Source organism: Rathayibacter sp. AY2B5 (assembly GCF_002931645.1).
In the GTDB taxonomy this organism is placed as follows: domain Bacteria; phylum Actinomycetota; class Actinomycetes; order Actinomycetales; family Microbacteriaceae; genus Rathayibacter.
The window spans coordinates 23,846-45,915 of the sequence record NZ_PSUE01000008.1; the positions used below are offsets into that span (position 1 = coordinate 23,846).

A 22,070-nucleotide genomic window follows, 5' to 3' on the forward strand; every position below is an offset into this window, starting at 1 on the left:
CGAAACGGATCCCCCTTCGCATGGCCTCTACCACCGACATCAAGAACGGCACCGTCCTCAGCATCGACGGCCAGCTCTGGAACGTCATCGACTTCCAGCACGTCAAGCCGGGCAAGGGCGGCGCCTTCGTCCGCACCAAGATGAAGAACGTCCTCACGGGCAAGGTCGCCGACAAGACCTTCAACGCGGGCGCCAAGATCGACACGGCCAACGTCGACCGCCGCGACTTCCAGTACCTCTACCGCGACGGCGCGGACTTCGTGTTCATGGACACCAGCGACTACGACCAGATCACCGTCCCCGAGGCGGTCGTCGGCGACGCGGCGAACTTCATGCTCGAGAACCAGAACGTGACCCTCGCCCTGCACGACGGCGACCCGCTCTACATCGACCTCCCCGCCTCGGTCGTCCTCGAGATCACGTACACGGAGCCGGGCCTCCAGGGCGACCGCTCGACCGGCGGCACCAAGCCCGCGACGGTCGAGACCGGCTACCAGATCCAGGTCCCGCTCTTCCTCGAGCAGGGCACGAAGGTCAAGGTCGACACCCGCACGGGCGACTACCTCGGCCGCGTCAGCTGAGCCGGGCCTCCCGTGAGTGCTCGCACGAAGGCGCGCAAGCGCGCCCTCGACATCCTCTACAACGCCGACGTCCGGCAGATCAGCTTCGCCCAGTCGCTGCGCGCCGAGGCCGAGCGAGCGGCGAACGAGCCGGCCCGTGAGGCCTCGTGGCTCTACGCCCGCGAGATCGTCGACGGGGTCATCGACCACGCTGACGAGATCGACGAGCTGATCGCCCGGCTCGCCCAGGGCTGGACACTCTCGCGCATGCCGCTGGTCGACCGCGCGATCCTCCGGATCGGGGTGTGGGAGATCCTGCACAACGACGCGGTGCCCGACGGCGTCGCCATCTCGGAGGCCGTCGAGGCCGCCACGTCGCTGTCGACCGACGACTCGGCGGGCTTCATCAACGGGCTCCTCGCCTCCGTCGCGGAGTCCCGCACGACGGCCTGACCCGCCCCGGAGACATGCTCGGCCCGCCGGATCCCCGTGATCGGGCGGGCCGAGGTCGTTCCCGGGCTGCCCGTCCGGCGGGCCGCGCGACGGCCCCTATACTCGACACGGCTTTTCCTTTAACAGCCGTCCTGTGAGGCGGGGAAGGAGGTCGGTGTGACGGCACGAATCGTGCTCAACGGCGCTGACATCACGCGAGCGCTCACGCGCATCGCCCACGAGATCCTCGAGTCGAACCGCGGCCCCGAGTCGCTGGTCGTCCTCGGCATCCCGACGCGCGGCGTCGCCCTCGCGAGGCGCATCGCCGAGACGATCGCGCGGATCGAGCCGGACGGTCCCCCCGTCTTCGCCGGCTCCCTCGACGTGACGATGTACCGCGACGACCTCTCCCGGCACCCGGTCCGCACCCCCGCGCGCACCGCCGTCCCCGCGAGCATCGACGGCCGGACCGTGGTCCTCGTCGACGACGTCCTCTTCTCGGGCCGCACCATCCGCGCCGCCCTGGACGCCCTCAGCGACATCGGCCGTCCGCGAGCCGTGCGGCTGGCCGCGCTGGTCGATCGCGGACACCGCGAGCTCCCGATCCGGGCGGACTTCGTCGGCAAGAACCTGCCGAGTAGCCTGAGCGAGCGGATCAACGTCCGGCTCGTCGAGACGGACGGTGAGGACCTGGTCGCGATCGAGTCGCAGGCCACCGGCGAGGAGACGGCTCCGTGAAGCACCTGCTCTCGACCCGGGACCTCGACCGCGCGAGCGCGATCGCACTCCTCGACATCGCCGAGGACATGGCGGACGTGCAGAACCGCGAGGTCAAGAAGCTGCCGACCCTGCGCGGGAAGACCGTGGTCAATCTCTTCTTCGAGGACTCCACCCGCACGCGGATCTCGTTCGAGGCGGCGGCGAAGCGGCTCTCGGCCGACGTCATCAACTTCAGCGCGAAGGGCTCCAGCGTCTCCAAGGGCGAGAGCCTGAAGGACACCGCGCAGACGCTCGCCGCGATGGGCGCCGACGGAGTGGTCATCCGCCACAGCGCCTCCGGAGCCCCTGCGGTTCTGGCGGCGAGCGGCTGGATCGACGCCTCGATCCTCAACGCCGGCGACGGGACCCACGAGCACCCGACCCAGGCGCTCCTGGACGCGTTCACCATCCGCCGGCGCCTGCACGGCGCCTCCGCGTCCCGCGGCAAGAGCCTCGACGGCGTCGCGGTCACGATCGTGGGCGACGTCCTGCACTCGCGGGTGGCGCGCTCGAACGTCTGGCTGCTGACGGCGCTGGGCGCCGAGGTGACCCTGGTCGCACCGCCGACCCTCGTGCCGGTCGACACGCGCAACTGGCCCGCGACCATCCGCTTCGATCTGGACGAGGCGATCGACACCGGGCTCCCCGACGTCGTGATGCTCCTGCGCATCCAGCTCGAGCGGATGTCGAGCGGGTTCTTCCCCAACGGCCGGGAGTACGCGCGGATCTGGGGCCTCGACGACGAGCGGCTCGCCCGGCTGGGTCCCGATACCATCGTCATGCACCCCGGACCCATGAACAGGGGCGTCGAGATCTCCTCGGCGGCCGCCGATTCGAGCCGCTCCACGGTGCTCGAACAGGTCACGAACGGAGTGTCCGTCCGGATGGCCGCGCTCTACCTGCTGCTGTCCGGCGAACGGGAGGTCCACTGATGAGCACTGCCCAGCCGCTTCAGAGCACGGCGCCGGAGCGGATCCTGATCTCGGGGGCGACGCTCGCCGACGAGTCGACCGCCGACCTGCTGATCGACGGGGGCGTGATCGTCGAGATCGGCGCCGACCTCGACTCGCGCGGGGCCCGCGTGATCGACGCCGACGGCCTGCTGGCGCTGCCCGGCCTGGTCGACCTGCACACCCACCTGCGCGAGCCGGGGTTCGAGCAGAGCGAGACGATCCTCACCGGCACGCGAGCTGCGGCCGCCGGAGGCTTCACCGCCGTCTTCGCGATGGCGAACACCTCGCCGGTGCAGGACACCGCGGGCGTGGTCGAGCAGGTGCAGAGCCTGGGCGAGGACGCCGGCTACGCGACGGTCCGCCCGATCGGCGCGGTGACCGTGGGTCTGGCGGGGGAGTCGCTCGCCGAGCTCGGCGCGATGGCCCGCAGCCGCGCGGCCGTGCGGGTCTTCTCGGACGACGGGAAGTGCGTCTCGGACGCGCTGCTGATGCGCCGCGCTCTCGAGTACGTCAAGGCGTTCGACGGAGTCGTCGCCCAGCACGCGCAGGAGCCGCGGCTCACCGTCGGCGCGCAGATGAACGAGGGCGCCGTCTCCAGCGCCCTCGGCCTGCAGGGCTGGCCCGCCGTGGCCGAGGAGGCGATCATCGCCCGCGACGTGCTCCTCGCCGAGCACGTGGGCTCCCGCCTGCACGTCTGCCACGTCTCGACCGCGGGCTCGGTCGACGTCATCCGCTGGGCGAAGGCCCGGGGGATCGACGTGACCGCCGAGGTCACCCCCCACCACCTGCTCCTCACCGAGCAGGCCGTCGCCGGCCAGGACGGGCCGAGCTACGACGCCCGCTTCAAGGTGAACCCGCCGCTGCGCCGCGACGAGGACGTGCTCGCCCTCCGCGAGGCCCTCGCCGACGGCACCATCGACATCGTCGCCACCGACCACGCGCCGCACCCGGTCGAGGCGAAGGACTGCGAGTGGGACGCCGCGGCGTTCGGCATGGTCGGCCTCGAGAGCGCGCTGAGCGTGGTGCACGCCGCCGTCGTCGAGGACGGGCGGATGAGCTGGTCCGACGTCGCGCGCGTGCTCTCCTCCGCCCCCGCCCGCATCGGCCGGCTCGACGGCTACGACCGCGGCCTCGCCGTCGGGGCCGCCGCGAACGTCGTGCTCTACGACCCGGAGGCGCGACGCCGCTTCTCCGTCGAGGACCTGCGAGGCCGCAGCGGCAACTCCCCGTACCTCGGTCGCGAGCTGCCGGGCCGCGTCGTCGCCACCCTCCACCGGGGCTTCCCGACCGTGCTGGACGGCGAGCTCGTCGACGCGGCGGTCGTCGCCGCCTCCGCGAAGGCCTCCCGTGGATAGGGCCGCGATCACGATCGTCATCGCCGCGGTCGTCGTCCTCGTCTTCGTCGGCATGCTGCTCTCCTGGCGCGCGCGGCGCCGCCGCTCGGCCGCCCTCGCGCCGGAGCCCGTGCCCGCGTCCTCGCTGGGCGCCGAGGTCGAGCGCGTCGACCTCCCGTACGTGGCCACGACCCGCTTCGAGCAGCCGCTCGAGCGCGTCGTGCTGCCGGGGCTCGGCTTCCGCGGCAACGCTGTGCTGCGCCTCCACGAGCGCGGCGTCGTGATCGCCCCCGTCGGCGAGCGCGAGACGGTGATCCCGGCCTCCCTCCTGCGCGGAGCGGGCCAGGGCAGCTACGTGATCGACCGCGTCGTCGAGGAGGGCGGCCTGCTCGTGATCTCCTGGTCGCCCCGCGGCGACGAGACCGTCGACAGCTACCTCCGCGTGGCCGAGCCCGCCCTCCGGGCGCACCTGGTCGCCGAGCTGCAGCGCCTCGCCGGCCCCCGTTCCTCCCCCTCCCACCCCGGAGCCGCCGACGGCGGCCCCGACACGACCCAGAAGGGCTCCTAGTCCGTGCCAACGACACGCCTCAGCACCGAACCCACCGCCGTCCTCGTCCTCGAGGACGGACGACGATTCCGGGGACAGGCCTACGGCGCCCGAGGCCGCACCCTGGGCGAGATCGTCTTCGCCACCGGCATGACCGGCTACCAGGAGACGCTGACCGACCCGAGCTACGCCGGCCAGATCGTCGTGCAGACCGCGCCCCACATCGGCAACACCGGGACCAACGACGAGGACATGGAGTCGCGCCGCATCTGGGTCGCCGGCTACGTCGTCCGCGACCCCTCCCGCGTCGTCTCCAACTTCCGCGCGCAGCGCTCCCTCGGCGACGACCTGGAGACCGACGGCATCGTCGGGATCTCCGGCGTCGACACCCGGGCGATCACCCGCCACATCCGCTCGGCCGGCTCGATGCGCGCCGGCGTGTTCTCCGGCGAGGACCTCGCCCTCCCCGAGGAGGAGCAGCTCGCGCTGGTCCTCGGCGGCCGGCAGATGCAGGGGCTCAACCTCTCCTCCTCGGTCTCGACCGACGAGCAGTACACGGTGCCTGCCCGCGGCGAGCGCGTCGGCTCGGTCGCGGTCATCGACCTGGGGGTGAAGACCTCGACGGTCAACTACCTCGCGGAGCGCGGCTTCGACGTCCACGTGCTGCCCGAGTCGGTGACCGCCGAGCAGGTGCTCGCGCTCGACCCGTCCGCGCTCTTCTTCTCCAACGGCCCCGGCGACCCCGAGGCCTCGGACCGCCACGTCGAGCTGCTGCGCACCACCCTGCGCGCCGACCTGCCGTTCTTCGGCATCTGCTTCGGCAACCAGCTGCTGGGGCGCGCTCTCGGCTTCGGCACCTACAAGCTCCCGTTCGGCCACCGCGGGATCAACCAGCCCGTGCTCGACAAGCTCACCGGCCGCGTGGAGATCACCTCGCAGAACCACGGGTTCGCCGTGGACGCGCCGATCGAGGGCGAGCTGGACTCGCCCGAGGGCTTCGGCCGCGTCGAGGTCAGCCACTACTCCCTCAACGACTCGGTCGTGGAGGGCCTGCGCTGCCTCGACATCCCCGCCTTCTCGGTGCAGTACCACCCGGAGGCGGCGGCCGGCCCGCACGACTCCAACCACCTCTTCGACCGCTTCCGCGAGATGGTCGTGCAGCGCACGGCCGGGCGCGGGGCCTCGGAGCCCACCGACATCCCCACGACCAGCAGCATCGGAGAGCAGAAGTAATGCCGCGCAGGGAAGACATCCAGAGCGTCCTGGTCATCGGCTCCGGCCCGATCGTCATCGGACAGGCCGTCGAGTTCGACTACTCCGGCACCCAGGCCTGCCGCGTGCTGCGCGCCGAGGGGGTGCGCGTGATCCTCGTCAACTCCAACCCGGCGACGATCATGACCGATCCCGACTTCGCCGACGCCACCTACGTGGAGCCGATCACGCCCAAGGCGATCGAGGCGATCATCGCCAAGGAGAAGCCGGACGCGATCCTGCCGACCCTCGGCGGGCAGACGGCCCTGAACGCGGCCATCCAGCTGCACGACCTCGGGATCCTCGAGAAGTACGGCGTCGAGCTCATCGGCGCGAGCTTCGAGGCGATCAACCGCGGCGAGGACCGGCAGATCTTCAAGCAGCTGGTGCTGGACGCGGGCGCCGACGTCGCGAAGTCCTACATCGCGCACACCGTCGACGAGGCGATCGAGTACGCCGAGGACCTGGGCTATCCCCTCGTCATCCGCCCGTCGTTCACCATGGGCGGCCTGGGCTCCGGCTTCGCCTACACCCGCGAGGAGCTGGTGCGGATGGTCGGCGACGGCCTGCACCAGAGCCCCACCACCGAGGTGCTCCTGGAGGAGTCGATCCTCGGCTGGAAGGAGTACGAGCTCGAGCTGATGCGCGACACGGCCGACAACACGGTCGTCGTCTGCTCGATCGAGAACGTCGACCCCGTCGGCGTGCACACGGGCGACTCGATCACCGTCGCACCGGCGCTGACCCTCACCGACCGCGAGTACCAGAAGCTGCGCGACATCGGCATCCGGATCATCCGCGACGTGGGCGTGGACACCGGCGGCTGCAACATCCAGTTCGCGATCGACCCGGCGGACGGCCGGATCATCGTGATCGAGATGAACCCGCGCGTCTCCCGCTCCTCCGCCCTCGCCTCCAAGGCGACCGGCTTCCCGATCGCCAAGATCGCCGCGAAGCTCGCCATCGGCTACCGCCTGGACGAGATCCCGAACGACATCACCAAGGTGACGCCGGCGAGCTTCGAGCCGACGCTGGACTACGTGGTCGTGAAGGTCCCGCGGTTCGCGTTCGAGAAGTTCCCGGCCGCCGACAAGACGCTGACCACGACCATGAAGTCGGTGGGCGAGGCGATGGCGATCGGCCGCAACTACGCGCAGGCGCTGCAGAAGGCGCTCCGCTCGCTCGAGAAGCGCGGCTCGTCGTTCCACTGGGGCGCGCAGGAGCGCTCGGTCGAGGAGCTCCTCGAGATCGCGAGGACCCCGACCGACGGCCGCATCGTCACCGTGCAGCAGGCGCTGCGCCTGGGAGCCACGGTCGAGCAGGCGTTCGAGTCCACGAAGATCGACCCCTGGTTCCTCGACCAGATCGTGCTGATCAACGAGATCGCCGACCTGGTGCGCGAGCACGACGGCCTCGACGCCGGACTCCTCCGCCTGGCGAAGGACCACGGCTTCTCGGACGCGCAGATCGCCGAGCTCCGCGGGCTCGACGAGGCGGAGCTCCGCCGCACCCGCTACGCGCTGGACGTGCGCCCGGTCTACAAGACCGTCGACACCTGCGCGGGCGAGTTCCCGGCGCTCACGCCGTACCACTACTCCTCGTACGACGAGGAGACGGAGGTCGTCGCCGCCGACCGCCGCAAGGTCGTCATCCTGGGCTCCGGCCCCAACCGCATCGGCCAGGGGGTCGAGTTCGACTACTCCTGCGTGCACGCCTCGTTCGCGCTCTCGGACGCGGGCTTCGAGACGATCATGATCAACTGCAACCCCGAGACGGTCTCGACCGACTACGACACCTCGGACCGCCTCTACTTCGAGCCGCTGACTCTCGAGGACGTGCTCGAGGTCATCCACGCGGAGTCGCAGTCCGGCGAGCTCGTCGGCGTCGTCGTGCAGCTGGGCGGCCAGACGGCGCTCGGGCTCGCCGCGGGCCTCGAGGCGGCCGGCGTGCCCATCCTCGGCACCACCCCCGCGAACATCGACCTCGCGGAGGAGCGCGGCGCGTTCTCGCGGATCCTCGACGAGGCGGGACTTCTCGCTCCGCGCAACGGCACCGCGACCGACCTCGACGGCGCCCGCGAGGTCGCGGTGGAGATCGGCTACCCGGTCCTCGTCCGTCCGTCGTTCGTCCTCGGCGGGCGCGGCATGGAGATCGTCTACGGCACGCCCCAGCTCGAGGACTACTTCGAGCGGATGGCCGGCGAGGGGATCATCGACGAGGCGCACCCGCTGCTGGTGGACCGCTTCCTCGACGACGCGATCGAGATCGACGTCGACGCGCTCTTCGACGGCGAGCAGCTCTACATCGGAGGAGTGATGGAGCACATCGAGGAGGCCGGCATCCACTCCGGCGACTCGGCGTGCACGCTCCCGCCGGTGACGCTCGGCCGCCGCCAGATCGACCAGGTGCGGGAGGCGACCCTCGCGATCGCGCAGGGCGTCGGCGTCCGAGGACTGCTGAACGTCCAGTTCGCGATCGGCCAGGGCGTGCTCTACGTGCTCGAGGCGAACCCCCGGGCCTCGCGCACCGTGCCGTTCGTGTCGAAGGCGCTGGGCATCCCGCTCGCGAAGGCCGCGTCGCGCCTGATGGTGGGCGAGACCATCGCCGCGCTGAAGGCCGAGGGCCTGCTGCCCGAGCGCGACGGCTCCGACGTCCCGATGGACTCTCCCATCGCGGTGAAGGAGGCGGTCCTGCCGTTCAAGCGCTTCCGCACCAAGGAGGGCCAGATCGTCGACTCGCTGCTCGGGCCCGAGATGCGCTCCACCGGCGAGGTCATGGGGATCGACCGCGACTTCCCGCGCGCCTTCGCGAAGAGCCAGGACGCCGCGTACGGCGGCATGCCGGCGAGCGGGACCGTCTTCATCTCGGTCGCCGACCGCGACAAGCGCTCGATCGTCCTGCCCGCGCTGCGCCTGCGTCAGCTCGGCTTCGACATCCTCGCGACCGAGGGCACGGCCGAGGTGCTGAACCGCAACGGGATCCAGGCCCGCGTGGTCCGCAAGTACAGCGAGACCGCCGAGGGCGACGCGCCCTCCATCGTCGAGCTGATCGCCCGCGACGAGGTCGACGTGGTGATCAACACGCCCAGCGGAGGAGCGACCCGCGCCGACGGCTACGAGATCCGCGCCGCCGCGGTCGCCGCGGACAAGCCGCTGTTCACCACGATCGCCCAGCTCGCGGCGGCGGTCGCCTCGCTCGACGCGGCGAACGAGCCCTTCGAGGTGACGAGCCTGCAGGACTACGCCCTGCGCCGCGCGGAGCGCACCGCGTGAGCGGCGGCGCGGCGGGCACCGCCTCCTTCGGCTCGCGCCTCGAGGCGGCGTTCGCCGCGCACGGCCGGCTCTGCGTCGGGATCGACCCGCACGCGTACCTGCTCGACGCGTGGGGCCTCGCCGACGACGCGGCCGGGCTCGAGAGCTTCGGCCGCACGGTCGTCGAGGCGGCGGCCGGCCGTGCGGGCGTGGTGAAGCCGCAGATCGCGTTCTTCGAGCGGCACGGCTCGGCGGGCTACGCCGCGCTCGAGCGCGTGCTCGCCGACGCCCGCGAGGCCGGACTGCTGGTGATCGCCGACGTCAAGCGCGGCGACATCGGCACGAGCGTCACCGCCTACGCCGAGGCGTGGCTCCGGCCCGGCTCGCCGCTCGAGGCGGACGCCATGACCGCGGCGGCCTACCAGGGGCTCGGCTCCCTCGAGGGGATGCTGACCCTCGCCGAGGAGGCGGGCAAGGGCGTGTTCGTCCTCGCAGCCACCTCCAACCCCGAGGCCCGCCCCGTGCAGCGCGCCCTCGTGCAGGACGGCGGCCGGGCGGGATCCACCGTGGCACGCGCGGTCGTGGCGGACGTGGCATCCTGGAACGACGCTCACGCTCGCGCGTCGATCGGCTCGGTCGGCGTGGTGCTCGGCGCCACTGTCGCCCTGGGCGACTTCGGCATCGGCATCGACGAGCCGCTGCACCCCGCACTTCCGGTGCTCGCGCCCGGCTTCGGCCACCAGGGCGCGGCCGTCGCGGACGCGCAGCGGCTGTTCGGCGCGCTGAGCGCCGCCACCATCATCAGCGAGTCGCGCAGCGTGCTCGGCGCCGGCCCCTCGGGGATCGCGGCCGAGATCACCCGCCGCGCGACCGACATCCAGGAGACCCTTGTCCGCTGAAACCGTCAGCCCCGATCCCGGCGCCTCCTCGCGCCCGGAGGCCGTGCGCCGTCCCTCGCCGCCCGAGGTGGACCGGCGCGCCGCCTCCGAGGCCGCGATCGCGGCGCGCCGTGCCCGCGCCGCCGTCAAGAAGGCCGTCGCCGCCGGACGCCGCCCCGCGACCGCCGTGCTCGCGGCGGCCCAGGCCGAGCCGCTCGGAGTCGAGGGGCGGATGCGCGTCAGCGAGCTGCTCCGCGCCGTGCCCGCGCTCGGCGTGGTCAAGACGCCCCGGGTGATGGACCAGCTGCGGATCGCCGAGTCGAAGCGCCTCGGCGGGCTCGGCCGGCGCCAGGTCGAGGGCCTGGCGTCGTTCCTGGAGGAGCGGGAGTCGCGGCAGCGCCGCCCCGGCCGCAACCGCCTGCTCGTCCTCGCCGGTCCGACCGCGGTCGGCAAGGGCACGGTGTCGACCTACATCCGCGAGAACTACCCGGACGTCCTGCTCTCGGTCTCGGCCACCACCCGGGCCCCGCGTCCGGGCGAGGTGGACGGCGTCAGCTACTACTTCGTCGACGACGCCGAGTTCGACCGGATGGTCGCGGCGGGGGAGTTCCTCGAGTACGCCGTCGTCCACAACGCTCACCGCTACGGCACGCCCCGCGGCCCCATCGACGCCGCGCTGGAGCAGGGCCGGCAGGTGATGCTCGAGATCGACATCCAGGGTGCCCGTCAGGTGCGCGAGCGGATGCCGGACGCGCGGCTGGTCTTCCTCCTGCCGCCGACCTGGGACGAGCTGGTCCGCCGGCTGGTCGGCCGCGGCACCGAGAGCGCGGAGGAGCAGGAGCGCCGCCTGGCCACCGCGAAGGTGGAGCTGGCCGCGCAGGACGAGTTCGATTTCGCCGTCGTCAACAGCACCGTGCCCGAAGCGGCCCGCGAGGTCGTAGAATTGATGTCGCCTCGTGCCGACGGCGCGCCCGCTGACCCGGGCCGCTGACACCGGGCCACCGACCACCTCCGGGCCGACGCCCCGGGTCCCACCGGGCACACGCCCCTCGGAGCCCGCGCGCCGTGTTGCTCCGGAGCCGCAGATCGGCGCTGATGCGCCTGCAAGGAGACACCCATGGCCAACAACCTCGGCATCATCGACCCGCCCATCGACGAGCTCCTCTCGAAGGTCGACTCCAAGTACGCGCTGGTGATCTTCGCCTCCAAGCGCGCCCGCCAGATCAACGACTACTACGCCGACCTCCACGAGGGCAGCCTGTTCGACAACGTCGGCCCGCTGGTCGACTCCACCATCGACGACAAGCCCCTCTCGGTCGCACTGCACGAGATCAACGAGGACAAGCTCGTCGCCAAGCCCCTCGCCGAGTAGTCCCCTCCGGGTGGGCTCCTCTCTCGAGGCCGGCCGACGGCTCAACGTCGTCGTCGGCATCACCGGCGGCATCGCCGCGTACAAGGCCGTCGGAGTCGTCCGCGCGCTGGTCCTCGCGGAGCACGACGTGCACGTCGTCGCGACCGAGGCCGCGCTGCGCTTCGTCGGGAAGCCCACCCTCGAGGCCATCTCGCGGAACCCGGTGCACACCGAGCTCTACGAGGGCGTCGCCGAGGTCCGGCACGTGGCCATCGGCCAGGCCGCCGACCTCATCGTGATCGCGCCCGCGACGGCGCACACGCTCGCCAAGCTCGCTGCCGGCCTCGCCGACGACCTGCTCGGCAACACGGTGCTCGCGAGCACCGCCCCGCTCGTGGTCGCCCCCGCGATGCACACCGAGATGTGGGCGAACGCAGCCACCGTCGCGAACACGGCGGTGCTCCGCTCCCGCGGCGTGCACGTCGTCGGCCCCGCGGTCGGCCGCCTCACCGGCGCCGACTCGGGCCCCGGCCGCATGGAGGAGCCCGAGACGATCGTGGCGGAGGCCCTCGCCGTCCACGCCCGCTCCGCCTCCGCCCGCCGCGACCTCGCGGGCGTGCGCGTCCTCGTGACCGCCGGCGGCACCCGCGAGCCCCTCGACCCGGTGCGCTTCGTCGGCAACCGCTCCAGCGGCAGGCAGGGCGTCGCGCTCGCGCTGGCCGCCGCGGCCCGGGGCGCGGAGGTCACCCTCCTCGCCGCGAACCTCGACGTGCCGGCGCCGGAGGGCGTCACGGTCCTCCCGGTGGGCACCGCGCTCGAGCTGCGCGAGGCCGCCCTCGCCGCGGCCACCGGCGCGGACGTCGTGATCATGGCCGCGGCCGTCGCCGACTACCGGCCCGCCGCGGTCGCCGACGCGAAGATCAAGAAGGAGCAGCAGGGCGACCGTCTCGTCCTCGAGCTCGTCAAGAACCCGGACGTCCTCGCCGAGATCTCCGCCTCCCGGCGGGAGGGGCAGATCGTCGTCGGCTTCGCCGCGGAGACCGAGCCGGACCGGGACGCGATGCTCGCCCTCGGCCGCGCCAAGATCGCCCGCAAGGGCTGCGATCTGCTCGTCCTCAACAGGGTGGGCTGGGCCGAGGGTTTCCAGAGCGACAGCAACGCCGTCGTGGTCCTCGATCGGGCCGGCGATATAGTTGGCGAGGCCTCGGGCAGCAAGGCGGAGGTGGCCGATCGCGTCCTCGACGCGGTCGTGCGCTAGCCCCGCCGGTCCGCCCGCCCAGGCGCCGATCGCCTGCCGCCCGGCATCGCGCCCGCCAGGCCACTCCCGGTACGAACGACCCCGGTCCGCACGAGCCGGGACGAGAAGAGAAGCATGACCTCCGGTCCCCTCCGCCTGTTCACCTCCGAGTCCGTCACCGAGGGCCACCCGGACAAGATCTGCGACCAGATCTCGGACCGCATCCTCGACGCCCTGCTCCGCGAGGACCCGCACAGCCGGGTCGCCGTCGAGACGCTGGTCACGACGGGGCTCGTGCACGTCGCGGGCGAGGTCTCCACGAGCGGCTACGTCGAGATCCCCAAGATCGTGCGCGACACGATCGTCGAGATCGGCTACGACTCCTCGGAGAAGGGCTTCGACGGCCGCTCCTGCGGCGTCTCGGTCTCGATCGGCCAGCAGTCGCCCGAGATCGCGGCGGGCGTCGACACGGCGCTCGAGGTCCGCTCCTCCGAGGCGGGCGAGGACGCCTTCGACCGCCAGGGCGCGGGCGACCAGGGCCTGATGTTCGGCTTCGCGACCGACGAGACCCCCGAGTACATGCCGCTGCCGAGCTGGCTCTCGCACCGCCTCGCCGAGCGCCTGGCCGCCGTCCGCAAGTCGGGCGAGCTCGACTACCTCCGACCCGACGGCAAGACCCAGGTCACCATCGGCTACGACGGCACGACGCCGTCCACCATCGACACCGTCGTCCTGTCCACCCAGCACGCCGAGCACGTCAGCACCGAGACGATCCACGCGGACATCGCGGCGCACGTCATCCGCCCCGTCCTCGAGACGGTCGACCTCGACTCCTCCGCCGTGCGCCTGCTGATCAACCCGACGGGCCGCTTCGAGATCGGCGGCCCTCAGGGCGACGCCGGGCTCACCGGCCGCAAGATCATCGTCGACACCTACGGCGGAGCGTCCCGCCACGGCGGCGGCGCGTTCTCGGGCAAGGACCCGTCGAAGGTGGACCGCTCGGCCGCCTACGCCATGCGGTGGGTCGCCAAGAACGCGGTCGCCGCGGGGCTCGCCTCGCGGCTGGAGGTGCAGGTCGCCTACGCCATCGGCAAGGCGGCCCCGGTCGGCCTCTACGTCGAGACCTTCGGCACCGGCACCGTCTCCGACGAGACGATCACCGAGGCGATCCGCTCGGTCTTCGACCTGCGCCCGGCCGCGATCATCCACGCACTCGACCTGCTCCGCCCGATCTACGCGCAGACCGCGGCTTACGGCCACTTCGGCCGGGAGCTCCCCGACTTCACCTGGGAGCGCCTCGACCGGGTCGACGACCTGCGCTCCGCCGCGGGCCTCTCGTAGCGGGCGCGGCGGCGATGGCGACGAGCGGAGCCGTCGCGCGCGTGCTCCTGGACTCGCCCCTCCCGCAGCTCGACCGGCTCCTGGACTACGCGGTGCCGGAGGCGCTGCGCGGCGAGGTGGTCCCCGGCGTGCGCTTGCGGGTGCCGTTGCGGACCGGAGGCCGGATCGCCGACGCGTTCGTCGTCGAGACGGGGGAGGGGACCGAGCACGCCGGAGCGCTCAGCGGCATCGAGGAGCTGGTCTCGCCGCTCGTCGTGCTGACCCCGGAGGTCTGGGCCCTCGCCCGCCGGGTGGCCGACCGGGCCTCCGGAGGCGCGAGCGACGTGCTGCGCCTGGCCGTGCCGCGCCGCCACGTCCGCGTCGAGAAGGCGCGACTCGCCGCGGGTCCCGCTCCTGCGGCGCCCGCGGTCGAGGCGGGCGGCGTGACGGGCTACCCCGACGCCTCCTTCGCGGGACTCGCCGAGGGGGCCCGGCTGGCGGTCGGCGCCGTGCCGGCTCCCGTGAGGCTCGACTCGGGCGCGTGGGTCGGCGGCTGGGCCGTCACGCTCGCCGAGCTCGCCCGGGACACGCTCGCCGCGGGCCGCGACGCGATCCTGGCCGTCCCCGACTACCGCGACCAGGAGCAGCTGGAGCTGGCCCTCGCCGCCCTCGTCCCCGCGGAGGCGGTGGTGCGCCTCGATGCGCGGCAGAAGGGCGCCGAGCGCTACTCCGCCTTCGTCCGCTGCCTCGATCCCGGGCCGCGGGTCGTCGTCGGCAACCGCTCCGTCCTCTACGCGCCCTCCTCCGCCCTCGGCCTGATCGGGCTCTGGGACGACGGCGATCCACTCTTCGCCGAGCCGCTCGCGCCCTACGCGCACGCGCGCGACGTCGCCCTGGTGCGGCAGGAGCAGAGCGGCGCCGGCCTCGTCCTGCTCGGCAACACGCGCACGGTCGAGGTCGAGCGGCTCGTCGAGATCGGCTTCGCGACCGAGGTGGAGCCGCGGCCGAGCCGCCGCCCGCACGTCGTGCCGACCGCCCAGCAGTGGGCGGCCGACGAGCACGACGCGGCAGCGCGCATCCCCTCCTCCGCCTGGCGGGAGGCGCGGAAGGCCCTCGACTCCGGTCCCGTGCTCGTCCAGGTCGCGCGCCCCGGCTACGCGCCGGTGGTCGCCTGCGCCCGCTGCCGGACCGTCGCACGCTGCAACCGCTGCCAGGGTCCGCTCGGCGTGCACTCCGAGGGCGGGCGGCCGAGCTGCGGCTGGTGCGGCCTGATCGCGGCCGACTGGACCTGCTCCGTCTGCGAGGCGACGGCTCTGCGCCTCGTCTCCCTCGGCGCGGGCCGCACCGCGGAGGAGCTCGGACGCGCCTTCCCGGGTGCCAAGGTGATCGTCGCCGACGGGCAGCGCCCCGTGCTCACCCTCCCCGACGAGCCCGCGCTCGTCGTGGCCACGCGCGGGGCGGAGCCGCGGGCCGACGGCGGCTACCACGCCGTCCTGCTGCTGGACGGCGAGCGGATGCTGGCCCGCGAGAGCCTGCGGGTCGCCGACGACGCGCTCCGCACCTGGTCGAACGCCGCGGCGCTGGCCCGCCCGGGCGCGCCGGTCCTCCTGGTCGGGGTCGGCGGCCGGCTCGCGACCGCCCTGGCGACCTGGCGGCAGGCCGAGTACCTCCGGGCCGAGCTCCAGGAGCGGCGCGCTCTGCGCTTCCCGCCCGCGGTGCGCCTGGCCACGGTGAGCGGCGACGCGCACGCGGTGGAGGAGGCGCTCGAGGCGCTCGACGAGGACGACCGGCACGAGGTCCTCGGTCCTGTCGGGCTCGAGGACGGCTCCGTCCGGGCGATCGTCCGGTTCGACTACGCTCGCGGTGCGGATGTGGCCGCGCGCCTCCGCTCCGCCGTGATCCGCAACGCCACGCGCCGTCGTCGCCCGCCGACCACGCCCGGCCGCTTCCGGCCGGCCCCCCGGCTCCGGGTCCGTCTCGACGACCCCGACATCCTCTGACTCCCCAGGAGACCCCCGTGCGCCTCGTCTTCGCCGGCACGCCCGCCGCCGCCGTTCCGACCCTCCGCGACCTCGCCGCCTCCGCGCACGAGGTCGTGGCCGTGGTCACCCGGGAGGACGCCCCGGTGGGACGCAAGCGCGTGCTCACCCCCTCGCCGGTCGCCGTCGTGGCCGAGGAGCTGGGGATCCCGGTGATCCGGGCGAACCGCCTCGACGAGGACGTGACCGACCGGATCGCGGAGCTCGCCCCCGACCTCGGCGTGATCGTGGCCTACGGCGGCCTCGTCCGGCAGCGCCTGCTGGCGGTGCCGCGCCTGGGCTGGATCAACCTGCACTTCTCCCTGCTGCCGCGCTGGCGCGGGGCGGCTCCCGTCCAGCGGGCGCTGATGGCGGGCGACACGCGGATCGGCGCGAGCGTCTTCCAGCTGGTCGCCGAGCTCGACGCCGGTGACGTGTACGCCGAGCTCGCCGTCGACGCGGGGGAGCGCACCGCGGGCGAGCTGCTGACGGAGCTGGCCGCGAGCGGCGCCGGCCTCACCCTCGGCGTGGTCGACGCGCTGGAGGAGGGCACGGCCGTCGCGACTCCGCAGGCCGGAGAGGCGACCCCCGCTCCCAAGCTCGACGCCGCCGACGGCCGGATCGACTGGAGCCTCCCGACCGCGCGGGTCCTCGCGCTCGTGCGCGGAACGACTCCCGAGCCCGGAGCCTCGACCGCGGTGGGGGACGCGCGCCTCAAGGTGCTCGCGGTCCGCGCGGCCGAGGGGGACCTCGCTCCCGGCGTCGTCCGCCTCGACTCGGGGCGCGCCCTCGTCGGCACCGCGGACGGAGCGGTCGAGCTGGTCACCGTCCAGCCCGCCGGCAGGACCCCGATGGCCGGCGCCGCCTGGGCCCGCGGCCTGCGCGAGAGCACGGTGCTCGCGTGAGCGCCCGTCGCGAGGCCGCTCCCGCCCGGCGGGTCGCCTACGACGTCCTGCTCGCGGTGAGCGGGTCGGACGCCTACGCCAACCTGGTCCTGCCCGCGCGGATCAGCGCCGCCGGCCTCTCGCCCGCCGACGCGGGACTGGCCACCGAGCTCTGCTACGGCACTCTGCGGATGTCCGGCTACTACGACCGCGTGATCGCCCTCGCGGCCGGCCGGTCCGTCGAGAGCATCGATGCGCCGGTGCTCGACGCGCTGCGCCTGGGCGTGCACCAGCTGCTCGCGACCCGCGTGGCCCCGCACGCCGCGGTGAACGAGAGCGTCGCGCTCGTCGCGGCCGGCTCCTCGCGGGGAGCGGTGGCCTTCGCCAACGCCGTGCTGCGCGCGGTCTCGCGCTCGGGCGCCGGCGAGTGGCGCGAGCGGGTCTCCGCGGCCGCGGTCTCCGGCGACGACCGGATCGCCGCGCTGAGCTCCCACCCCGTGTGGATCGTGCGCGCCCTGCGACGGGCGCTGGCGGCGGAGGGGGCGGCCGACGAGCTCGACGCGCTGCTCGCCGCCGACAACGCGGCTCCGCGGGTGAACCTGGTGGCTCTGCCGGGCCTGGCGTCTCCCGGCGAGATCGCCGGCGCCGAATCCGACCGCTTCTCGCCGGTCGGCATGACCAGCACCGGCGGCGACCCGGAGGCAGTCCCCGCGGTGCACGAGGGCCGCGTGCGCGTGCAGGACGAGGGCTCCCAGCTCGCCGCTCTGGCGCTCTCCCGGGCACGGCCGGTCCGCCCGGGCGAGCGCTGGCTCGACCTGTGCGCGGGACCCGGCGGCAAGGCGGCGCTGCTCGCGGCGGAGGCGCGCGCAGGCGGGGCGGCGCTGCTCGCCAACGAGGTGGTCCCGGGCCGCGCGGGCCTGGTGCGGCAGGCGCTGGCCGCCGTCGACCCGTCGGTCGAGGTGCGCACCGGCGACGGGCGCGACCTGGGCGACGAGCAGCCGGGCTCGTTCGACCGCATCCTCCTCGACGCGCCGTGCACCGGTCTCGGTGCGCTGCGGCGTCGGCCCGAGGCGCGCTGGCGCAAGTCCGCGGCCGACGTGGAGCCGCTGGCCGCCCTCCAGGGCGAGCTGCTCGACTCCGCGGTCCGGGCTCTCGCTCCCGACGGGCTGCTGGCCTACGTGACCTGCTCGCCGCACCTCGGCGAGACCCGGCGCGTGCTCGCCCTCGCGCAGGAGCGGCACGAGCTCGAGCTCGTCGACACGCCGGCCGTGCTGCGCGCGGTGACGGCGGACCCGCTCCCGCTGCCGGACGGCCCCCTCCACGTGCAGCTCTGGCCGCACCGGCACGGCACCGACGCCATGTTCGTCCAGCTCCTCCGCCGCCGCCGGCCCCTCGAGGCGGCGTCCGGAGACGCCTGACCCCTCCGGAGCGGGAGCGTGCTCAGCCGGGCGGACGCCGAGGACGCTCCGATCTAGGCTGGACGCATGCCCGCACGGATCAACCCCAGCATCCTCTCCGCCGACTTCGTGAACTTCGAGGCCGAGCTGCAGCGCATCGCCGGAGCCGACCTCGTGCACGTCGACGTCATGGACAACCACTTCGTGCCGAACCTCACCTTCGGGCTGACCATGGTCCAGCGCCTCCAGGACGTCTCGCCCCGCCCGCTCGACCTGCACCTGATGATCGACGACCCCGACCGGTGGGCCCCCGACTACGCCGAGACCGGCGCCTTCTCCGTGACCTTCCACGCCGAGGCCGCGCGCGACGCCGTGGCCCTGGCGCGGCGCCTGCGCGGGATCGGCTCGCGGGCGGGGATCGCGCTCAAGCCGGGCACGATGGTGGACGACTACCTCGACCTCCTGCCCGAGTTCGACCAGGTCCTCGTGATGACGGTCGAGCCCGGCTTCGGGGGCCAGTCCTTCATGCAGGAGACGATGCCCAAGCTGCGCACGCTCCGGAACGTGGTGGACCGCACCGGGCTCGACGTCTGGCTCCAGGTCGACGGCGGGATCGCACCCGGCACGATCGAGATCGCAGCGGAGGCGGGAGCCGACACCTTCGTCGCGGGCTCCGCGGTCTTCGGCGCGGACGACCCGGAGGCCGCGATCGCGTCGCTGCGCGAGACGGCGACCGCTCACCTGCACCGGCACTGAGGCGTCCCGCGCCCGGCCGCCGTATAGACTTCCCCGGTGAAAACTTTCGACGACCTCTTCGCTGAGCTGGGCGAGAAGGCCGCCGCCCGTCCCGAGGGTTCGGGCACCGTCCGCGAGCTCGACGCCGGCGTGCACTTCATCGGCAAGAAGATCGTCGAGGAGGCAGCCGAGGTGTGGATGGCCGCCGAGTACGAGGGCGACGAGCGCACCGCCGAGGAGATCTCGCAGCTGCTCTACCACCTGCAGGTGCTCATGCTCGCCAAGGGACTGACGACGGCCGACGTCTACCGGCATCTGTGAGCCCCGCCCCGCTCGCCGGGGTGCGCCTCCGCTCCGCGCCGTCGCGCCCGCACGCTCCCCGAGGAGCCGTGCCGCCCCCTGAACAGCCGTCGAGTCATGAAGGACGTCCCGTGACCACCACCCCCGCCCCGGCGCTCCTGCGCGTCGCCGTCCCCAACAAGGGCTCCCTCTCGGAGACCGCCGGTCAGATGCTCGCGGAGGCCGGCTACACCGGCCGCCGCGACCCGAAGGAGCTGCACGTCGTCGACGAGCGCAACGGGGTCGAGTTCTTCTACCTGCGCCCGCGCGACATCGCCACCTACGTCGGCTCCGGCGCTCTCGACGTCGGGGTCACCGGCCGCGACCTCCTGATCGACTCCGGCTCCGAGGCGCGCGAGATCGCGAGCCTCGGCTTCGCGAACTCCACCTTCCGCTTCGCCGGGCCCGCAGGCCGCTACGACGAGCTCGCGCAGATCGACGGCCTCCGCGTGGCGACCAGCTACCCGGGCCTCGTGGGCCGCTTCCTCCGGGAGCACGGCGTCGAGGTGACGCTGATCCGCCTCGACGGCGCGGTCGAGTCCGCGATCCAGCTCGGCGTCGCCGACGTCATCGCCGATGTCGTCGAGACCGGCACCACGCTCCGCAAGGCCGGCCTCGAGATCTTCGGGCCGGTCATCCTGGACTCGACCGCCGTCCTGGTCTCCGCCGCGGGGGAGCCCGAGGGCATCCCGGTGCTGCTGCGCCGCCTGCAGGGCGTGCTGGTCGCCCGCGAGTACGTGCTGCTCGACTACGACTGCCCCGTCGCGCTCCTGGAGAGCGCCACGGCGATCGCCCCGGGCTTCGAGTCGCCGACGGTCTCGCCGCTGCACGACGCCGAGTGGGTGGCGGTCCGCGTGATGGTGCCGCGCTCGGACATGAACCAGGTGATGGACCGCCTGTACGACCTGGGCGCCCGCGCGATCCTGGTCACCTCCATCCACGCCGCGCGCCTGTAGAGGGGGAGCCGATGAGTCTCGCCGTCCGCGTCATCCCCTGCCTCGACGTCGCCGCCGGCCGCGTCGTGAAGGGCGTCAACTTCCAGAACCTGCGCGATGCGGGCGACCCCGTCGAGCTCGCCCGCCTCTACTTCGAGCAGGGCGCCGACGAGCTGACCTTCCTCGACGTCACCGCCACGGTCGACGACCGCTCGACCACCTACGACGTGGTGCGGGCGACCGCCGAGCAGGTCTTCATCCCGCTCACGGTCGGCGGAGGCGTGCGCAGCGCCGAGGACGTCTCGCGACTGCTCGCGCACGGCGCCGACAAGGTGGGCGTCAACTCCGCCGCGATCGCCCGGCCCGAGCTCCTCGGCGAGATCGCCGACGTCTTCGGCGCGCAGGTGCTCGTGCTCTCGCTCGACGTCAAGCGGAGCGACGCCACGGCGTCCGGCTTCGTCGTCACCACTCACGGCGGACGCCGCGAGACCGAGCTCGACGCCCTGGCCTGGGCGGCCGAGGCCGTCGAGCGCGGCGCCGGGGAGCTGCTGGTCAACTCCATCGACGCCGACGGCACCAAGCAGGGCTTCGACCTCGAGCTGATCGCCGCGATGCGCGAGCTGAGCTCCGTGCCCGTCATCGCCTCTGGAGGCGCCGGCGCCGTCGAGCACTTCGCTCCGGCCGTCGACGCGGGGGCCGACGCCGTGCTCGCCGCCTCCGTCTTCCACAATCGCGAGCTGACGATCGGCGACGTCAAGCGCTCGCTCGCGGCCTCCGGGATCGAGATCCGATGACCCCCGCCGAGCTCGACGCCGTCCTGGACCGCGCCGCCTTCGATCCGACCGGGCTCCTGCCCGCGATCATCCAGCAGCACGACACCCGCGAGGTGCTCATGATGGGCTGGATGGACCGCGAGGCGCTCCGGCGGACCCTCACCGAGGGCCGCGTCACCTTCTGGTCGCGCTCGCGCCAGGAGTACTGGCGCAAGGGCGACACGTCCGGGCACGCGCAGTACGTGCGGGGTGCCGCCCTCGACTGCGACGCCGACACTCTGCTGGTCCAGGTCGAGCAGATCGGCGCAGCCTGCCACACGGGCGAGCACGCCTGCTTCGACGTCGACCCCCTCGTGCCGTTCACCGGCCTCGGCCCGGCGGAGTGAGCATGAGCGGACGGCGGCTGAAGTACACGGCGATCCTCGGGGTCGTGCTCCTCGCCGCGCTCGAGCTGACCTCCTCCACTCAGACCTGGTCCACGCTGACCCTGGCCGCGATCGAGGGGGAGGGCCAGCGGATCGACGTGGCCGGGACCGTCGCCGCGCCCGCGCTCTCCGCCCTGGCGCTCGCGGGCCTCGCTCTCGCCGCGGCCCTCGCCATCGCCGGCCCCGTCTTCCGGATCGTGCTCGGTCTGCTGCAGGCCGTCCTCGGCGCCTCGGTGGTGCTCACGGCCGCGACGGCACTGGGCGACCCCGTGCGCGCCGGCGCTTCGCTGGTCACCGAGGCGACCGCCATCGCGGGGGAGCAGTCCGTCGCCGCGCTCGTGGCCTCGTCCTCCGCGACGGCCTGGCCCGTCGTCGCCCTGGTCTGCGGCGTGCTCACCGCGCTGCTCGGGATCGGCGTCCTCGCGACCTCGCGCCGCTGGCCGGGAGCGGCGCGGAAGCGCGCGTCCCGCTTCGAGCCCGCCGACGGCTACGGCCACGGCGCGTCGACCGTGCAGACGGACGACGGCGACATCGACCCGGTCGTCTCGTGGGACGAGCTCTCGCGCGGCGACGACCCCACCTCGGGCCGCTGACACCGGCCGGGGACGTGTCCGGCGGTCCGGCATCCCCGCCTCCTGCAGGGGCTGCGCAGGCGAGTCCGGGGCCGGGCGCTCAGGCGCCTCACGCTAGA

22 protein-coding genes are annotated in these 22,070 nt (G+C 73.4%); all 22 read left to right on the forward strand.

From position 1 onward, the window contains the following. Positions 1 to 20 precede the first annotated feature (20 nt). The 22 genes from efp to C5C30_RS07545 all read left to right on the forward strand — a co-directional run bounded on the left by efp (position 21) and on the right by C5C30_RS07545 (position 21,972). A complete protein-coding gene (efp, locus tag C5C30_RS07440; RefSeq protein ID WP_104333457.1) occupies positions 21 to 581 on the forward strand; it encodes an elongation factor P in 561 nt (186 codons plus the stop codon). A 12-nt stretch (positions 582 to 593) separates the two neighbouring features. After that, positions 594 to 1,013, forward strand: a complete 420-nt coding sequence (gene nusB / locus C5C30_RS07445; protein WP_104224751.1) for a transcription antitermination factor NusB — start codon at positions 594 to 596, stop codon at positions 1,011 to 1,013. 156 nt (positions 1,014 to 1,169) lie between these two features. Then, positions 1,170 to 1,730, forward strand: a complete 561-nt coding sequence (gene pyrR, locus C5C30_RS07450; RefSeq protein WP_104224750.1) for a bifunctional pyr operon transcriptional regulator/uracil phosphoribosyltransferase PyrR — start codon at positions 1,170 to 1,172, stop codon at positions 1,728 to 1,730. Next, positions 1,727 to 2,683, forward strand: a complete 957-nt coding sequence (locus tag C5C30_RS07455) for an aspartate carbamoyltransferase catalytic subunit (RefSeq protein ID WP_104333458.1) — start codon at positions 1,727 to 1,729, stop codon at positions 2,681 to 2,683. Before pyrR ends, C5C30_RS07455 begins: the two co-directional genes overlap by 4 nt. After that, positions 2,683 to 4,059: a dihydroorotase gene (locus C5C30_RS07460; protein WP_104224748.1), complete on the forward strand. Its 1,377-nt coding sequence runs from the start codon at positions 2,683 to 2,685 to the stop codon at positions 4,057 to 4,059. The genes C5C30_RS07455 and C5C30_RS07460 overlap by 1 nt, the downstream gene beginning before the upstream one ends. After that, positions 4,052 to 4,606, forward strand: coding sequence for a hypothetical protein (locus C5C30_RS07465; protein WP_104255383.1), 555 nt, complete (start codon positions 4,052 to 4,054; stop codon positions 4,604 to 4,606). The genes C5C30_RS07460 and C5C30_RS07465 overlap by 8 nt, the downstream gene beginning before the upstream one ends. Before the next feature lie 3 nt (positions 4,607 to 4,609). After that, positions 4,610 to 5,818, forward strand: coding sequence for a glutamine-hydrolyzing carbamoyl-phosphate synthase small subunit (gene carA, locus C5C30_RS07470; protein WP_104225321.1), 1,209 nt, complete (start codon positions 4,610 to 4,612; stop codon positions 5,816 to 5,818). Beyond that, entirely contained in the window at positions 5,818 to 9,108 is a 3,291-nt protein-coding gene (carB, locus tag C5C30_RS07475; RefSeq protein ID WP_104333459.1) for a carbamoyl-phosphate synthase large subunit, read from the forward strand. Before carA ends, carB begins: the two co-directional genes overlap by 1 nt. Next, entirely contained in the window at positions 9,105 to 9,986 is an 882-nt protein-coding gene (pyrF, locus tag C5C30_RS07480; protein WP_104333460.1) for an orotidine-5'-phosphate decarboxylase, read from the forward strand. The genes carB and pyrF overlap by 4 nt, the downstream gene beginning before the upstream one ends. A gap of 43 nt (positions 9,987 to 10,029) precedes the next feature. Beyond that, positions 10,030 to 10,956, forward strand: coding sequence for a guanylate kinase (gene gmk / locus C5C30_RS07485; RefSeq protein ID WP_104348685.1), 927 nt, complete (start codon positions 10,030 to 10,032; stop codon positions 10,954 to 10,956). Positions 10,957 to 11,082: 126 nt separating this feature from the next. After that, the gene (gene rpoZ / locus C5C30_RS07490; RefSeq protein WP_104221835.1) at positions 11,083 to 11,337 is read left to right on the forward strand and encodes a DNA-directed RNA polymerase subunit omega; all 255 of its coding nucleotides are present in this window, start codon (positions 11,083 to 11,085) and stop codon (positions 11,335 to 11,337) included. Positions 11,338 to 11,347: 10 nt separating this feature from the next. Further along, on the forward strand, positions 11,348 to 12,574 hold the full coding sequence (gene coaBC / locus C5C30_RS07495) for a bifunctional phosphopantothenoylcysteine decarboxylase/phosphopantothenate--cysteine ligase CoaBC (RefSeq protein WP_104292131.1): 1,227 nt from the start codon (positions 11,348 to 11,350) through the stop codon (positions 12,572 to 12,574). A gap of 114 nt (positions 12,575 to 12,688) precedes the next feature. Continuing rightward, entirely contained in the window at positions 12,689 to 13,894 is a 1,206-nt protein-coding gene (gene metK, locus C5C30_RS07500; RefSeq protein ID WP_104221839.1) for a methionine adenosyltransferase, read from the forward strand. A gap of 14 nt (positions 13,895 to 13,908) precedes the next feature. After that, positions 13,909 to 15,873, forward strand: a complete 1,965-nt coding sequence (locus tag C5C30_RS07505) for a hypothetical protein (protein ID WP_104333461.1) — start codon at positions 13,909 to 13,911, stop codon at positions 15,871 to 15,873. 17 nt (positions 15,874 to 15,890) lie between these two features. Beyond that, a complete protein-coding gene (locus C5C30_RS17635; protein WP_181027104.1) occupies positions 15,891 to 16,796 on the forward strand; it encodes a methionyl-tRNA formyltransferase in 906 nt (301 codons plus the stop codon). Beyond that, the gene (locus C5C30_RS07515; protein ID WP_258065838.1) at positions 16,793 to 18,193 is read left to right on the forward strand and encodes an RsmB/NOP family class I SAM-dependent RNA methyltransferase; all 1,401 of its coding nucleotides are present in this window, start codon (positions 16,793 to 16,795) and stop codon (positions 18,191 to 18,193) included. Before C5C30_RS17635 ends, C5C30_RS07515 begins: the two co-directional genes overlap by 4 nt. A gap of 66 nt (positions 18,194 to 18,259) precedes the next feature. After that, positions 18,260 to 18,928, forward strand: a complete 669-nt coding sequence (gene rpe, locus C5C30_RS07520) for a ribulose-phosphate 3-epimerase (RefSeq protein WP_104287920.1) — start codon at positions 18,260 to 18,262, stop codon at positions 18,926 to 18,928. A 36-nt stretch (positions 18,929 to 18,964) separates the two neighbouring features. After that, entirely contained in the window at positions 18,965 to 19,228 is a 264-nt protein-coding gene (locus C5C30_RS07525) for a phosphoribosyl-ATP diphosphatase (RefSeq protein WP_055791842.1), read from the forward strand. 110 nt (positions 19,229 to 19,338) lie between these two features. After that, positions 19,339 to 20,202: an ATP phosphoribosyltransferase gene (gene hisG / locus C5C30_RS07530; protein WP_104221851.1), complete on the forward strand. Its 864-nt coding sequence runs from the start codon at positions 19,339 to 19,341 to the stop codon at positions 20,200 to 20,202. Positions 20,203 to 20,213: 11 nt separating this feature from the next. Next, on the forward strand, positions 20,214 to 20,975 hold the full coding sequence (gene hisF, locus C5C30_RS07535) for an imidazole glycerol phosphate synthase subunit HisF (RefSeq protein WP_104246786.1): 762 nt from the start codon (positions 20,214 to 20,216) through the stop codon (positions 20,973 to 20,975). After that, a complete protein-coding gene (gene hisI / locus C5C30_RS07540) occupies positions 20,972 to 21,340 on the forward strand; it encodes a phosphoribosyl-AMP cyclohydrolase (RefSeq protein WP_104221855.1) in 369 nt (122 codons plus the stop codon). Before hisF ends, hisI begins: the two co-directional genes overlap by 4 nt. Before the next feature lie 2 nt (positions 21,341 to 21,342). After that, positions 21,343 to 21,972: a Trp biosynthesis-associated membrane protein gene (locus C5C30_RS07545; RefSeq protein ID WP_104246787.1), complete on the forward strand. Its 630-nt coding sequence runs from the start codon at positions 21,343 to 21,345 to the stop codon at positions 21,970 to 21,972. The last annotated feature ends 98 nt before the right edge of the window (positions 21,973 to 22,070 follow it).

Excerpts from the sequence above, each read along its gene's own strand:
- efp (WP_104333457.1), top strand. The coding sequence starts at position 21 with ATGGCCTCTACCACCGACATCAAGAACGGCACCGTCCTCAGCATCGAC.
- C5C30_RS07460 (WP_104224748.1), top strand. The coding sequence starts at position 2,683 with ATGAGCACTGCCCAGCCGCTTCAGAGCACGGCGCCGGAGCGGATCCTG.
- carB (WP_104333459.1), top strand. The coding sequence starts at position 5,818 with ATGCCGCGCAGGGAAGACATCCAGAGCGTCCTGGTCATCGGCTCCGGC.
- rpoZ (WP_104221835.1), top strand. The coding sequence starts at position 11,083 with ATGGCCAACAACCTCGGCATCATCGACCCGCCCATCGACGAGCTCCTC.
- metK (WP_104221839.1), top strand. The coding sequence starts at position 12,689 with ATGACCTCCGGTCCCCTCCGCCTGTTCACCTCCGAGTCCGTCACCGAG.
- C5C30_RS07505 (WP_104333461.1), top strand. The coding sequence starts at position 13,909 with ATGGCGACGAGCGGAGCCGTCGCGCGCGTGCTCCTGGACTCGCCCCTC.
- rpe (WP_104287920.1), top strand. The coding sequence starts at position 18,260 with ATGCCCGCACGGATCAACCCCAGCATCCTCTCCGCCGACTTCGTGAAC.
- hisF (WP_104246786.1), top strand. The coding sequence starts at position 20,214 with ATGAGTCTCGCCGTCCGCGTCATCCCCTGCCTCGACGTCGCCGCCGGC.
- hisI (WP_104221855.1), top strand. The coding sequence starts at position 20,972 with ATGACCCCCGCCGAGCTCGACGCCGTCCTGGACCGCGCCGCCTTCGAT.
- C5C30_RS07545 (WP_104246787.1), top strand. The coding sequence starts at position 21,343 with ATGAGCGGACGGCGGCTGAAGTACACGGCGATCCTCGGGGTCGTGCTC.